Source organism: Bacteroidia bacterium (genome assembly GCA_026932145.1).
Classification (GTDB): Bacteria; Bacteroidota; Bacteroidia; order J057; family JAIXKT01; genus JAIXKT01.
The window spans coordinates 82246-96362 of sequence record JAIXKT010000044.1 but is presented as its reverse complement, the minus strand read 5'-3'; the positions used below and the strand labels follow the sequence as shown (position 1 = coordinate 96362).

General features: G+C 39.7%; 13 protein-coding genes and 1 tRNA gene. 11 read left to right on the top strand and 3 right to left on the bottom strand.

Annotation, left to right across the window (positions count from 1 at the left end):
* Positions 1-33 precede the first annotated feature (33 nt).
* From LC115_10320 to LC115_10285, 8 genes are all read left to right on the top strand, one after another.
* On the top strand, positions 34-2391 hold the full coding sequence (locus tag LC115_10320; GenBank protein MCZ2357058.1) for a gliding motility-associated C-terminal domain-containing protein: 2358 nt from the start codon (positions 34-36) through the stop codon (positions 2389-2391).
* Positions 2388-3320: a type IX secretion system membrane protein PorP/SprF gene (locus LC115_10315; protein MCZ2357057.1), complete on the top strand. Its 933-nt coding sequence runs from the start codon at positions 2388-2390 to the stop codon at positions 3318-3320. Before LC115_10320 ends, LC115_10315 begins: the two co-directional genes overlap by 4 nt.
* Positions 3321-3322: 2 nt before the next feature.
* Entirely contained in the window at positions 3323-3799 is a 477-nt protein-coding gene (locus LC115_10310; protein MCZ2357056.1) for a cytidine deaminase, read from the top strand.
* 10 nt (positions 3800-3809) lie between these two features.
* Complete coding sequence (locus tag LC115_10305; GenBank protein MCZ2357055.1) at positions 3810-4139, top strand: DUF4296 domain-containing protein; 330 nt, start codon at positions 3810-3812, stop codon at positions 4137-4139.
* Positions 4140-4203: 64 nt separating this feature from the next.
* The gene (locus tag LC115_10300) at positions 4204-5022 is read left to right on the top strand and encodes an NAD(P)-dependent oxidoreductase (protein MCZ2357054.1); all 819 of its coding nucleotides are present in this window, start codon (positions 4204-4206) and stop codon (positions 5020-5022) included.
* Positions 5023-5117: 95 nt separating this feature from the next.
* On the top strand, positions 5118-5489 hold the full coding sequence (locus LC115_10295) for a four helix bundle protein (GenBank protein MCZ2357053.1): 372 nt from the start codon (positions 5118-5120) through the stop codon (positions 5487-5489).
* A 147-nt stretch (positions 5490-5636) separates the two neighbouring features.
* On the top strand, positions 5637-6185 hold the full coding sequence (locus tag LC115_10290; protein MCZ2357052.1) for a cob(I)yrinic acid a,c-diamide adenosyltransferase: 549 nt from the start codon (positions 5637-5639) through the stop codon (positions 6183-6185).
* The gene (locus tag LC115_10285; protein MCZ2357051.1) at positions 6185-7075 is read left to right on the top strand and encodes a geranylgeranylglycerol-phosphate geranylgeranyltransferase; all 891 of its coding nucleotides are present in this window, start codon (positions 6185-6187) and stop codon (positions 7073-7075) included. Before LC115_10290 ends, LC115_10285 begins: the two co-directional genes overlap by 1 nt.
* Positions 7076-7091: 16 nt before the next feature.
* Here the strand turns inward: LC115_10285 and LC115_10280 are convergent, their stop codons facing one another.
* The gene (locus tag LC115_10280) at positions 7092-7769 is read right to left on the bottom strand and encodes a ComF family protein (GenBank protein ID MCZ2357050.1); all 678 of its coding nucleotides are present in this window, start codon (positions 7767-7769) and stop codon (positions 7092-7094) included.
* A 12-nt stretch (positions 7770-7781) separates the two neighbouring features.
* Positions 7782-7855, bottom strand: a tRNA-His gene (locus LC115_10275).
* Positions 7856-8171: 316 nt separating this feature from the next.
* On the opposite strand from LC115_10275, the gene LC115_10270 reads away from it, so the two are divergent.
* The 3 genes from LC115_10270 (at position 8172) to LC115_10260 (ending at position 11045) form a co-directional block, all read left to right on the top strand.
* Positions 8172-8699: a YceI family protein gene (locus LC115_10270; GenBank protein MCZ2357049.1), complete on the top strand. Its 528-nt coding sequence runs from the start codon at positions 8172-8174 to the stop codon at positions 8697-8699.
* Between the two features lie 3 nt (positions 8700-8702).
* Positions 8703-9653, top strand: a complete 951-nt coding sequence (locus LC115_10265; GenBank protein ID MCZ2357048.1) for a DUF5777 family beta-barrel protein — start codon at positions 8703-8705, stop codon at positions 9651-9653.
* Positions 9654-9752: 99 nt separating this feature from the next.
* Positions 9753-11045, top strand: coding sequence for an insulinase family protein (locus LC115_10260; GenBank protein MCZ2357047.1), 1293 nt, complete (start codon positions 9753-9755; stop codon positions 11043-11045).
* 12 nt (positions 11046-11057) lie between these two features.
* On the opposite strand, the gene LC115_10255 is transcribed toward LC115_10260, so the two are convergent.
* Positions 11058-13865 carry an NHLP bacteriocin export ABC transporter permease/ATPase subunit gene (locus tag LC115_10255; protein ID MCZ2357046.1) on the bottom strand — a complete coding sequence of 936 codons (2808 nt, stop codon included), beginning with the start codon at positions 13863-13865 and terminating at the stop codon, positions 11058-11060.
* Between the last annotated feature and the right edge of the window lie 252 nt (positions 13866-14117).

Genomic DNA, 14117 nt, shown 5'->3' with positions numbered 1-14117 from the left:
CACCGCGAAAATAAAGTGCTTTAATTTGCAAAGATGAAACGGAAACATTGTTGGACTATATTCCTGCTATGGGTGTTCGCGCTCAGTGGCTTTGCGCAGGATACGTTGCTTTTCCAAGGTTGGGAAGGTCTTAGTTATCTTAGAGTTAATGGCCAGAAATCTTATTTATCAGATACAGGATTGATGGGCTTTCAGCAATACAACAACCGGACCTCAGCCTTTCAAAATGTGTGGGCAAGAAATGGGATTTTCGGCATCAATGAATGTCAAGATTCTGTTTTTAAAACTGCCAATGGAGTGGATACAATCCTTCCGGTAACTCCGGCAAATTATCGTGGTTTTTCAGGAGTTCATATTATAACGAATAGATATACTGCTGAAAATCAGCGTATTGCTGCTTATCACGCTGGCTGTGATTCATTACTTGGCTGTGATTCTCTGAATAATGCAGAAACTTCAGTTGGTTTATATTCTCCTGCTATTGACGTGCGAGGCTATACTCACCTAAAAGCCAGCTTTTGGTATAAATGTGCCGGAGATTTTAATCACGATTATGGCTTGTTTCGTTACTCTTTAGCCACCAACATCCTCCCTCCTTTGCCGGATTCCGCTGATACCACCGCTCCAGATTCAATCTGGAAAACCATGATACCGGATGGCCATACACCAGATTCATCTTCAATAGAACCGGGGCAGCTATCTGAAAATTTAACTTGGAAAAAAATCTCTTATTCTTTCCCAAATTCTTTTGACCATACACAAAATCTTAGCTTAGCTTTTTGGTGGATAAATGATAATGATGGAACGGCACATTTTCCCGGCCTAATTACAGATGACCTTGTGTTACAAGGATTTGAATTTAGAACACTTAACCCCAGTACATTGACATTTTGTCAGGGAGCTACTATAGACTTACCATTTCGCTGTAGTGGAGGTTTATTTACTTCAGGAAATATTTTTTATGTTCAACTCTCGGATATTAATGGAAGTTTTTCGCATCCGGACACTATAGGTGTCTTAAATTCACTGAGTTGCGGAACTATTTTGGCTAAATTACCAATCAGTAAGCCTTCTGGTTCTGGCTATAAATTGCGGGTTGTAGCAACTACTCCACAAACAGTTTCTTTAGAAATGCCGGGAGTTCTGACCATATCAGAAACCCCTGCCTTAACAATTTCTACTAATGGAATACTTTGTTCGGAAGATCAGCCGGTTTTAAAGCCCTCTATCCAGCAGGCACAGACATACCAGTGGTTCCGTGATGGATTACCCATTAGTAATGCAGATACCTTAAAGGTTACTGTGCCGGGAGTGTATCATCTACGAGTAACGTTAAATAACTGCACAATACAAAGTAATACCATAACGGTTGCTAATTCTCCGATTGTAACCTTCCGGATCAATCAAGATACTTTCTGTGTTGGAGGCGCACCCTACCAACTTACAGGCGGTTTACCGCTTGGAGGCAAATATTACGGACCCGGAGTTACAAACGGTGGTATGTTTATCCCCTTTAACGCCGGTGTAGGAATCCACGCCTTGCTATATCGCTATACCAATAATCAAAACTGTACAGCCGAAAATATCGTAACAATATGGGTGTTACCTCTTCCAAGCGCCTCTGTATTAGCAGACTCAGGAACAACTGCTTGCGCAGGAAATACCAAAACTTTAAGACTATCAAACAACAATTTTGATGCAGTTTTGTGGTCAAATGGAGAAACAACTCCTACTATTACAGTTACACAAAACGGAACTTACTCAGCCCAACTCGTTAGTAATTTAGGTTGCAATGCCAATACAGATTCAGTAACGATTACCTTTACCCCCCGAGATACTGCTCAAGCCCCCAGTATAGATTCAATTACATTGAGAGTAACAAATACTGCGCAGTTTATTTATGGACGGACAAACGGCGGTCATAAAATTTTTATTTACAGAAATAATGAACGCATCGGAGAGGCCATAATCGGCTTTGAGGGTGATTGGTCTTTTGAACTTCCCATAAATCTACAACCCGGAGATTATTTCTATGCAAAAGGTTCTTCAGATACAAACTGTGACGGCCTTGTTACCGAAGTGGATGCTTTGTCGCCTTCTTCCAATGTAGTTTATGTAGTTCCCGATGATAATGTTGCTATTCCCAGCGGCTTTTCACCGAATGGAGACAATATTAATGATACTTGGGAGGTTTTTACCCCCCAACAAGCTGCCCGTTTTCCAAATACCTCCGTTACAGTAGTAAATCGCTGGGGAACGGTTGTTTTTAAATCAGATAACTACAACAATAATTGGGACGGAGGCGGATTACCTGATGGAGTATATTTTTACACAATTGATATTAAGCAACTTAACCGGATATTTAAAGGTTCACTAACGATTTTGAGATGAAAAGGAGTTTGTTTTTATGCTGTTTAATGGGTTTTTTTATAGCTGCTTACGGGCAGCAGGAGAGTCATTATACGCAATATATGTTTAACCGGTTAGTGTTGAATCCGGCTTTTACCGGCGTAACTGGTGGCACGTCTCTCACGGCTTTGTATAGGGCACAGTGGGTTGGCTTTGAGGGAGCACCACGTACTTACAACGTAAGTGGGCACACCTCATTAGGAGATTATCGGGGAGGTATTGGCCTATTTGCTATCGGAGATAAAATAGGCCCATTTTCCAAAACTACCGTAGGTCTGAATTATGCTTATCGTTTTGCGTTATGTAGTGGCCAAAATCCGCTATATCTTTCTTTTGGCATACAAGGTGCTGTATTAAACTTTTTATATGACAGAGATCAAGTCAGTAGTAGAGTAGGAAGCGACCCTGCCCTGCAACCCCCTAACAACATCAATACATGGAAACCGGATTTTGGTGCCGGTATATTTTTACATGGAACAAAAGGTTATGTAGGTATCTCAGCAGCCCACATTGTTCCGGTAAAACTTACTGATAATGCTAAACTTGTGCCCCAAATATGGCTCTTAGGTGGTTATGACATAGATATTTCAGACCAAGTAGCACTAACCCCCAGCGCACAACTTCGTTACGCCCCCGAAGCCCCCGTACAATTAGACGCTTCCTTGACAGCAATGTTTGCAAACGTTTTTTGGGCAGGAATTAACTATCGGCTACAAAGTGCAGTAGGATTTTTAGCGGGAGTCCAACCGCTTCCCTCCCTTAGAATCGGTTATGCCTACGATTGGTCATATAGCCCCAAAGCATTCAATTTTGGAGCATCTCACGAAATATTCCTCTCATACACATTTCGGAATAACGCTACCCCTATCCGCAGAGCTAATGGAGGTTCCATACATCCCAGATATTTTTAACGATGAAGCTAATACAGCAAAATGCTCTGTTTGAAGAGTTTGAGCATTCGGATGAACTCCCGCTTGATGAACAAGGTCTTTTAATAGCCGCTTGGGATGCAGCTAATTACGCATACGCACCCTATTCAGAATTTCAGGTAGGATGCGCAATTCTGCTAACTAACGGAGAGATAATAATAGGCTCTAATCAAGAGAACATAGCATTTCCTTCAACAATGTGTGCAGAGCGCAGCGCATTATTCGCAACAAGCGCACAGGGAAAAACAGAACTTATCGCAAAAATGGCTATTCGAGTGCATTATCGAAAAAAACTGTATGATAATCCCATAACCCCTTGTGGCGCGTGCCGGCAAGTTATGGCAGACTACGAAAAAAGAGCAAAACGAAATATCATCGTATTAATGCAAGGTGAAACCGGAAAAATACTGCGCACAACCGGAATAGCCCAAAACCTATTGCCATTCAGCTTCTCTTTTTAGTACAGCAAAAATGCGTACACTGTTCTTGACCCTGATTATCAGTACGTTATTATTCATCTCTTGTAAACAAGAAAAACAACCTCCAATACCTCCCGAGAAAATCCGTATAGTTCTGCAAGAAATGCTCATTGCCCAGCAAGGTTATGAGCTAAGCGGCTTAGAAGCCACTGTTAAAGAACAAAAAATAGCCGCAGCATACACCCAAATATTGAAAAATGCACAAATTCCCAAAGACCAATTTGAAGCTGCACTAACTTATTATTACGCCCACCCAGAATTGTTAGAGCAGATATATACCAAAATGACCGAAGAACTACAAATCTTACAGAGCCAGCAATAAAGTTTTGTTTTTCTGATAAAGTTTGGAGAAATTGAATAAAAAAATCACATAATTTTGTAAAAGAATGAGTTTAAGAGGAAAAACGATATTTGTAACCGGTGGTTCCCGCGGAATAGGTTTAGCAATTGCCAAAAAAGCAGCCTTAGATGGCGCTAACATAGTAATTGCTGCGAAAACAGCAGACCCTAATCCAAAACTACCCGGAACCATTTACACAGCTGCCCAAGAAATAGAAGAAGCCGGCGGAAAAGCACTACCACTTGTCGTAGATATTCGCTTTGAAGACCAAGTGCAAACAGCCGTAGAAAAAACACTTGAAACATTCGGTAAAATAGATATTTTAATCAACAACGCGAGTGCTATCAGCCTAACCCCAACCCTACAAACGCCGCTAAAAAAGTATGACCTGATGAACCAAATCAATGCTCGCGGAACATACCTATGTAGCTACACTTGCCTGCCTCACCTGCTTAAAAGCGAATCTCCCCATATTTTAAACTTATCTCCACCGCTTAACATGGACCCTAAGTGGTTTGCCAACCACGTAGCCTACACAATGGCTAAATACGGAATGAGTATGTGTGTCTTAGGCATGGCAGAAGAATTTCGCGGAAAAGTTGCTATCAATGCGCTTTGGCCTAAAACAGCAATAGCTACCGCAGCAGTCCAAAATCTACTGGGCGGAGACGAAATCGTAAAAAGAAGCAGAATCCCTGAAATTATGGCTGACGCAGCCTACTGGATTTTAAACCAACCCACTGCTACAACCGGTAACTTCTTTATTGATGAAGAAATCCTGAAAAATCAAGGAATGACCGAATCCGAACTTCAAAAATATGCAGTTCAGCCCGGAATGGAGCTAATCCCAGACTTTTTTGTATAAACAAAAAATAAATTTTCAAATTACGCATAAGAGTATGATTTTTTTGCTTTTATTTGCGAGTAAATACTGACGACAACTTAATTAGAAAATAAGCAATGGAACGGAAACCACCTAAAACCTTTGAAGACTTAATCGTATGGCAACGTGCACACCAGCTAACCCAAGAAATAATTCGCTGGGTAGAGAAAAATAATCCCGTATTCGCCGACGAAATCGAAAAAACAGCTCTCCTAATAGCCACCGGAGTGATAGAAGGCTATAAGAGAAAAGAACGAACACAAAAAATTAAATCCCTCGAAAACACATCTGTTCATATAGATTGTTTACGCTACCTAATAATCTTATCCAAAGACTTAGGGGTTCCTGATACAGAGTCTCTATTTGAACTGATAGACGAAGTCGCCCGCTTAGCCCACAGCTACACAAAAGCCTTGTATATCGCACAAAATAACACAATAGCTTGCTAATCTAAATAACTAATTTAGCAGATTATACAATTGTTATTTTGAATAATTTAGATAAAAGGCCTATTAGATAATAGTTTACTAAAAAACTTTTTTTGGGAACACTTTGTTGGATAACATAAGAACTCTGAATGAGTTCGTTGTCTGTAAATGAAAATATATACTAAAAAAGGAGATACCGGAACTACGTCATTGATTGGCGGAACCAGAGTACCTAAAAATCATCTGCGAGTAGAATGTTACGGAACTATTGATGAGTTAAATTCTTGGTTTGGGGTCTTGAGAGATCAAAATACCATTCTAAAAGAAAGCGAGTTGATACAAAAAATTCAAAATCAATTGTTTAACATTGGTTCTTGCTTGGCTGCTGGTCCTGAAAAAAACAAAATGCACTTACCGGATTTAGATAGTTTTCTGATTGAAGAGTTAGAAAACTCGATAGATACATGGGAGGAGAGTTTGCCGGCATTGAAGAACTTTATCTTGCCGGGAGGATGCTTGGCCGCATCTTACGCACATATAGCGAGGTGCGTTTGCCGTAGGGCGGAACGATTGTGTGTTAGTTTAGCTGAAATAGCCGAAATCTCCCCCATTATTTTGCCCTTCTTAAACCGGCTCTCAGACTGGCTTTTTGTATATTCTCGTATTCTGAATCACCGCTCCGGTGGCCAAGAAATCCTTTGGCAACCTAATAAGTAGTGAAACGCCGGTTACAGAATCCTCTCCAAGATTTATACTGGCTCTTTTGGCTTAGCCGCCCGGTAAATGTATTAATCAGCATCCTGATTTATATTACCTGCGCTTGGATAGCCAGCTATCATAGCTTCCAGTTCATCCAACAATACCTTTTTTGGGCACAGGGAGTTGTGTTGATATTGATTACGGCTTCCGGCTATTGGATAAACGATATTTTTGATTATAAAATAGATAGAATTAACAGACCGAAGCGAACTATTGTTAGTGTACATCTTTCCCCCAAAAAAGTTTGGACATTTTACAACCTTGTGTGCGGGTTAATCATTGGAATTAGCCTTCAGTTTCCTTGGAAATTTCAAGTCTTAGACGGCTTCGCGTTGATTGCTTTATATGCTTATGCATACGTATTTAAGCGTAAAAATGCTATTGGTAATTTGTTAATCAGCCTACTATCAGCCTTAGTAGTTATTAGCGCCGCAATGCTGGCTCACTTTACCAAAACACTGATATGGCTGGCCGTATTTGCTTTTTGGACAACCCTCATTCGGGAGATTACTAAAGACGTAGAAGATATTCCGGGAGATGTAAGTGCTAATTTAGAAACATTGCCAATACAATTAGGTATTGCCGGAACAGTTTCTGTGCTAAAATATGCTTACGTTATATTATTGGTTTTGTGCAACTTACCATTTATTTTATCGCATTACGACTGGCAATATCTGGTTTTATCCTTGATATTTGTACAAATTCCGATAATATTCGTTTTTAGAAAACTTACAAAATCTGTTAAAAACACCGACTTTAGTGCTCAGAGTAGATTACTCAAATGGATTATGGTTTCAGGATTACTGTCATTTATAGTACACGATATATTTTTTTTAATCGCTAACTAACTGACAATGATTGTTTTTAAAATTGTCTGGGTGTTGCGAGTGCGATTATAGAGACTTTTACACCGGCATTTAAGCAAGTTTGCGCCGCAGAAACCAATGTTGAACCGGTTGTTACAACGTCATCTACCAGCGCAATATGGCCAGTGAGGTTGTGAACAACTTGAAAGACATCGGACGTGTTTTGCCAGCGCTCAATTCTGGTTTTTTTAGTTTGGCTTTCCGTGGCTTGTTGGCGAATTAACGTATCTGTATTTACCGGAATCTTCGTTATTTCACTAATCCCAGATGCAATTTTTTCAGATTGATTGTACCTGCGTTTGATAAGTTTTGTTGGATGCAGTGGAATGGGTATTAAAGTATCTATGCCGTTTAGAAAATCAGAATCTTGCAAAATAGAGCCGTAAAACCTGCCAAATGTTACACCAACCTCCGGAGTATTATCATATTTTAAGGCGTGTAGAGCTTTCTGAAGAGAACCTTTAGGGTCAAAATAAAAACAACACGCTGCTTTTTGAATTAGTACTTTTCCCGCAAAGCGCATATATAACTCATTATTTTCAGGCCGAAGATGATACCGAGTTTGCTCTATACCAAATAAACAGGATAAACAAATTTCTTTTTCTTGTTTATTCAGCCCATTCCTGCAAATAACGCATACTTGAGGATATATTAGGTCTAACAAATAACCTAACATACAATGATTTAGGGTAAGTGATCGGAATCGAACCGACGGCCTTCAGAGCCACAATCTGATGCTCTAACCAACTGAGCTACACCTACCGTTTCTGGGCTGCAAAATTAAAAAAACTATCTAATATCGCAAACATAAACCCAAAAATAAACAGATTCCAACTCTCCTTACACAAAAGAAAATCTGCCTAAAATAATGCTATGGTTATATTTTCCGGTTTCTTTATTAATTGACATTTGGCATTATGAACAATAATTTCATATTTTCCGAACCATAACAATAGTCAGCATGATTGGGTGAATTTTGTGTAAATTTGCAAATAAGCTAAAAAAACGTCTTCTTTTGGGCTTATTTTAGCAGCCAAAAATCCAGCCACTAATGAGATTTTTTATATTACTTTGCCTATTGAGTTTGAGGGCTGAATCCTTTGCCCAAAAATATTGGTCATCACAATCCGCAGAAGTTTCCTTTTTCTCTGATGCACCTTTAGAAAACATCAAAGCTATTTCCCAAACAGCCGGCATCTTGATAGACACTGAAACCAATGAGATTGCAGTTAAAATCGGGATAAAGTCCTTTAAATTTCAAAAAGAACTGATGCAAGAGCATTTTAATGAAAATTATATGGAAAGCGAAAAGTTTCCTTATGGAACTTTTTCCGGAAAAATTAATGATCCCATAGATTGGCGTAAATCCGGAAAATATCAAGTTACCGCAACCGGAAAACTAACTATACACGGCGTAACCCAAGACCGAACTTTATCCGGAACACTTAAAGTAGAGCCGGATAAAATATCCTTAGATTCAAAATTTGATGTGTTGTTGGTAAACCACAACATCACCATTCCCAAAATTGTATTTCAAAAGATTGCTGAGCGTATTGACGTTTCTTTGAAGGCTAAGATGCTGCCGTATTCACCACCGAAGCAGTAAATCATGCGTTTTTTTGTGCTTTTTATTGGTTTTTGCTGGTTTTATTGGGATGTTTTTTCGCAGGATAGCTTGTTAAAGATGCTGCCGGACGGTGATTATGCGAAAGGTGAACCGGTTATCGCTTCGTTTAAGACTACTCGGCTAATCAACGCACATTCAATAGAGGTGGTGCGGCGGGGTCAGTTGGATTTTCGTATTACGCACCGCTTTGGAGATGCCGCCGGCAGCTATGGAGGCCCTAATACCTTTTTTGGCTTTGATAACTCCACAGATATTCGCATCGCATTGGAATACGGTATCTCAGATAGATTTTGTGCCGGCTTCGGGCGCAGTAAGTTTAACCAACTGTTAGACGGATATTTAAAATACCGAGTTTTTAGACAAACTATGGACAATAAAGTCCCTGTATCCGTTACCGTTTTAGCGAATACCGGATTCAGCACAACCCCTAAAGACCCCCATAATTTTCCAAAATACATTCATCGGTTTTCTTACTTTTTTGAAACACTTATCGCCCGAAAGTTTTCCAATAGGCTTTCGGTACAGATAGCTCCTGCTTGGCTGTATCGAAATTATATTTATGACACAGAAGACAGCAAAAGCCTGATTTCCATCGGTTTAGGACTTCGTTTTAAAATCACCAAACGGTTTGTGGTTGTAGCAGATTATTATCATTTATTTTCTTCATTCAGAAATTCCAAAAAAGATGCTTTGGGTAATAAGCAATATTATCCGCCGTTCGGTTTAGGGTTAGAATTTGAAACCGGTGGCCACATATTTTCTGTAAATTTTACCAATGCACCGGCAATCGTAGAAAACAGTTATTTAGCATACACACAATCGAACTGGCTTAGGGGGCAATTTCGATTTGGTTTTAACATTTCAAGGCAGTTTTCACTTATCAAACAGCAGAAGCCTACGCCGGAAACTACCAGTTCGTCTTCCCATTTTTAGGAGATATATTGCCGGACTATTTTTCGGTATTTAGCAACCTATCATAGATAAATCTTTGTTTACCCTTTCAAAATATGTAGTTTCGCGACTTTCTAAACTATGTTAGACAGAACTGCGCCGCCGCCGATACAACCCATACAATTTATTCCGTTCCCAAAAGTAAATTGTCATACTTTATCAAAAGGTGTAAAATTATATTGCATTCAACATGGTAAACAGCCTATTGTTGAGCTGCAGGTGGTTTTTCAGGGGGGATATTGTTTTGAGCAACTGCCCGGTGTTTCTTTGTTTACGCCTAAAATGATGAATGAAGGGACGAAATCTTACAGCAGTGCAGCATTATCGGAACAATTTGATTTTTACGGCGTTTCACTTGGAATTGAAACCGGCTTTGAAACAATTCGTTTTAGTTTAAGTTCGTTAGAAAAACAGCTTCAGCAGACACTGCCAGTTTTGCAAGAGATTTTAGTGTGCCCTACTTTCCCTGAAGATGAATTTAACTTGATGATAACTCGGTCAAAACAAGCGATTCAGGTAGATACAAGAAAATCAAGCTATTGGGCACGTAGATTGAGCGGACATTTGATTTGGGGCAAAAACCACCCGTATGGTCGGCATATCGGCGAAGCCGAACTTTCTCCGATAGAATTATCACAATTAATTGATTATCACAAAGAAACTTTTCATACAAATAATTTAACCTTAATTGCTGTTGGGCATTTTGATGAAGATACCCTTGTTCGGCAATGTGATAATATGGTTTCCCAGCTTCCTGTTTGGGAAACCAATACGGTTTCTGCTGGCTTAAATCCTCCGGAGGCAGAAAAACCGGGCGTTATTTACCACCCTGTGTCGGATACTATGCAAAGCACCATTCGGATAGCTCTTCCGCTATTTAAGCGGAATCACCCAGATTATCACACCCTGCGTTTAGCAAATACCTTGTTTGGAGGCTTTTTTGGCTCCAGATTAATGAAAAATATCCGTGAAGAAAAAGGATATACTTACGGAATAGGATCCAGCTTGCAATGCTATAAATATAACGGTATGTGGATTATCCAAACAGAAACTGCCCATGAATATGTAAGCAAGACCTTAACAGAAATCGAGTTAGAGACAGTTCGGCTTCAGCAAGAGTTAGTTCCTAAGGCTGAATTAGAAATCGCAGCAAACTATCTCTTAGGCAGAATGTTAAGTAATCAAGAAACTCCATTTCAAATTTCCGACCTATTTTTAACGCAGTGGGTAAATAGCCTATCCGATGAAGATTGGAAAGAGGCTTACGAGATTGTGCGTTCTATAACACCGGAAGATATTCAGCGAGTTTGTCAAAAATACCTGAATATCAATGAGATGCGAATAGTTGTTTCCGGTATTGCAGGCGAAAATTAATCCTTTTAGGGGTTAGGTTATTTGTCTTTTTGCCAGTTCTTGAAAAAGCCCGGGTTGATTTAGCAGTTCGTCATAGCTACCATTTTGGACAATTTTACCTTTATCTACCACGATTATTCTATCTACTTGGGTGATTGTGCTGAGCCTATGTGCAATCACGATTCGGGTTACTCGCAGGTTATCTAAGGTTTGGGTAACGGTTCTTTGGCTTATGTTGTCTAAGGCGCTGGTGGCTTCATCAAAGAAGAGTATAGCGGGTTTTCTTACCAAAGCTCTTGCTATCATAATTCGTTGGCGTTGCCCGCCGGATAGCGTTCCGCCACCTTCACTGATAATTGTGTTAAGCCCCATAGGCATTTGCTTGACGTCGTCTTCCATACCAGCTAAGCGAATGGCTTCCCAAGCTGCATCTCGGCTAATGTTGGATGCACCAACGATGTTTCGGTAAATATCGTCAGGTAATAACTTTCCGTCTTGTAGCACAACCCCAATTTGTTTACGCATAAAACTTGGGTCTAATGTGCTTAGGTCTTGCCCGTCATAAAATATTGAGCCTGATTCAGGCTTTTCAAACCCTAATAAAAGTCGCAGTAATGTTGATTTCCCTGACCCTGACGGCCCCACAACCGCAACATATTCTCCACGAGCTATGCTTATAGAAATATCTTGTAAAATATAGGGACTATCAGGAGAATAACGAAAGCTAACGTGGTTTAAATCTATTTGCCCCAAAAGTTTACTTTGAACTGCCGAAGTTGCCAGCACCTCCGGCAGAGTTGTTAAAATCGGCTTAGCTCGCTCAAATGTGGGAATTATTTCTAACACCTGAAAAACTAACTGGCTTAACGTAATAGCACTGTATAGAAAAATACTAAATGCCGCGGAGAAGGCTAAAAAATAACCCGTGTTAAGTGCTGTTTTGGGTATGGCTATCTCTCTGCTAACCAAATAGTATAGAAAGAAAACACCTATTAACGGAACAACTTCTTGGATTAAATGTTGCCATCTTCCCAATGCACGGGTTTTGTATATCTGCTTTTTGAGGTCAGAATACTGACTTGCCCAATGCGCAAAAGCCCGTACCTCTGCTCCGGCAGATTTTAGCTTTGACACCCCAGAAATTAACTGAAACACTACCCCCGTTAAGTAACCCGAAATCGCCATTACCTTACGCTGCAACATCACCTGATAAAAATTCAAAATACTGAGTACCGCAATTGCTAAGCAAGTTAATATCAGCGCGCCTAAGGCAAACTTAGGATTGTACACAAACAGCAAAATAAAATTAAATGCCGAAAAAATTCCGTTTAGCAACCCAGTAACAACCCAACCGGATAATAATTTTCGGATGTGGCTAATGGCTAAGGAACGCTCCACTAAATCGCCTGCGGTGTAGTTCCTGAAAAATGTAATGGGCAATGACAGTACTCTATCCCAAACAGCCGCTTGCAGCGAGGTATCCATTCGGGCTTCTATTCGCTGCAAAGAAAAAGAACGGGTAAGTTCCAACAACCATTGTGAAATAGCGACTGCACAAAGCATGGTGCTGATAATAACCAATGCATTAAAATCAGCATGAGGTATGGCATAGTCATACAAAAAGCCAACAGCTATCGGAACAGCCATACCTAATAGACCGGCAATAGCCGAAACTCCCAATACTCGATATAATTCTCGCTGAATTCCAAAAAGGCCGAAATATAGTAAATCCTTTGCAGCCAACTTCTTATAAGGAAATGACCGGTAAAATGAGTATCCAAACGAGTTGAGTTTTTTTACAAACTCTTCGGTCAAGGGGATTTTTTGATTGGTATTTGGGAAATAAACGAACTTGTCTTTGGGTTCTATCAAGATAGCAACCGGAAGTTTATCAGCCGTCTGGAATACTAAAATAGGTTCAGAGATATTTCGCCACCAGTTTGGTCTTAGATACACTTCCCGTATCCGAAACCGCGAAAAACGAGCTATTTCTTGTAAATACTCTATCGAAAAGATATTTCCCTGAGCACCACTTGCAGGGTCTCGTACTTTTATGCCCAATTGTTTCCCCACAAAATAACAGGCTTCAAATAAATAATCATCGGTCTGGTCTATTTTAAGGTGCTCTATTTCGGCAGCTATTTCCGGTCTTAAAATAGCGGTAAACTGAGCTAACGCTATTTGGGTTTTTTCTTTCTGAAATTCTGCCTGCTGCGTAATTTGGTAGCTTTCTATGGTTGTCAGCTTTTGGATATGCAGCGTTAATAGTGGTGTTAGCAATAGCTGCAAATTGGCTACTCCCGCCAGCAAATCATTTTTATCTGTTACCTCTTTGAACGTGCAGCTACATTCTTCAGGAAGCTCCACGAAGGCGTGAGTCGTTAAAGGAAAAGGCTGTTCTAAGGGCATTAATTCGAGGCCACCAAATAAAGCCTCTTGACAATCACTTGTAACCCAAGAAATAGCGGATTTAATATAAATGATTCCTTGTAAAGTGTAGTTTCCGTAGTTATAGATATTATGCTGAGGAGACGGCCTGTCTAAAAGTTTTGAAATAACATTTTTATCTAAAATAGAGAGCCATTTTTCTATTTGCGGCTTTGGGTTTTCGGATAATTTTTGGGGAGTAATGGTAGCTTGCAGGCCGGGAACTACCTCAAAAGATAGTTCTCCGGTATCTGCCCAAGCAGCCGGAAACCACTCACCTGCATACAATGTAAATAAATAAAAACGCCTATTACTTTCTGAATCAATGTGGGCAAAAAAATTCGCATATCCACTTGTGATAATGTAACCGTCTTCATAAAAGGGTTCAGATAGCAATAATATACTTTTAGCCATGAACTACGAAACTATTTTGATTTACAAAGTAGCAATAATAATACAATTTAAAATATCATAAAAAACTCATTATCAATTAATTATAGCTATTTATTTTGATCTGTACAATTACTAACTAAGTAAGCTATTTGAATACGATAGGTTAGCCAAACAACTTATCCCAAAATTATTGGCAAGTTAAGGATTTTTAAAGGTTGTCTTTATAACTTTGCATCAAGTTGTAGGGAAAAGAAATCCCCAGAAAAGTAAAGA

Coding starts and splice junctions, on each gene's coding strand:
- LC115_10255 (MCZ2357046.1), bottom strand. CDS start 13,865: ATGGCTAAAAGTATATTATTGCTATCTGAACCCTTTTATGAAGACGGT.
- LC115_10310 (MCZ2357056.1), top strand. CDS start 3,323: ATGAAGCTAATACAGCAAAATGCTCTGTTTGAAGAGTTTGAGCATTCG.
- LC115_10300 (MCZ2357054.1), top strand. CDS start 4,204: ATGAGTTTAAGAGGAAAAACGATATTTGTAACCGGTGGTTCCCGCGGA.
- LC115_10265 (MCZ2357048.1), top strand. CDS start 8,703: ATGCGTTTTTTTGTGCTTTTTATTGGTTTTTGCTGGTTTTATTGGGAT.
- LC115_10280 (MCZ2357050.1), bottom strand. CDS start 7,769: ATGTTAGGTTATTTGTTAGACCTAATATATCCTCAAGTATGCGTTATT.
- LC115_10260 (MCZ2357047.1), top strand. CDS start 9,753: ATGTTAGACAGAACTGCGCCGCCGCCGATACAACCCATACAATTTATT.
- LC115_10320 (MCZ2357058.1), top strand. CDS start 34: ATGAAACGGAAACATTGTTGGACTATATTCCTGCTATGGGTGTTCGCG.
- LC115_10315 (MCZ2357057.1), top strand. CDS start 2,388: ATGAAAAGGAGTTTGTTTTTATGCTGTTTAATGGGTTTTTTTATAGCT.
- LC115_10290 (MCZ2357052.1), top strand. CDS start 5,637: ATGAAAATATATACTAAAAAAGGAGATACCGGAACTACGTCATTGATT.
- LC115_10305 (MCZ2357055.1), top strand. CDS start 3,810: ATGCGTACACTGTTCTTGACCCTGATTATCAGTACGTTATTATTCATC.
- LC115_10295 (MCZ2357053.1), top strand. CDS start 5,118: ATGGAACGGAAACCACCTAAAACCTTTGAAGACTTAATCGTATGGCAA.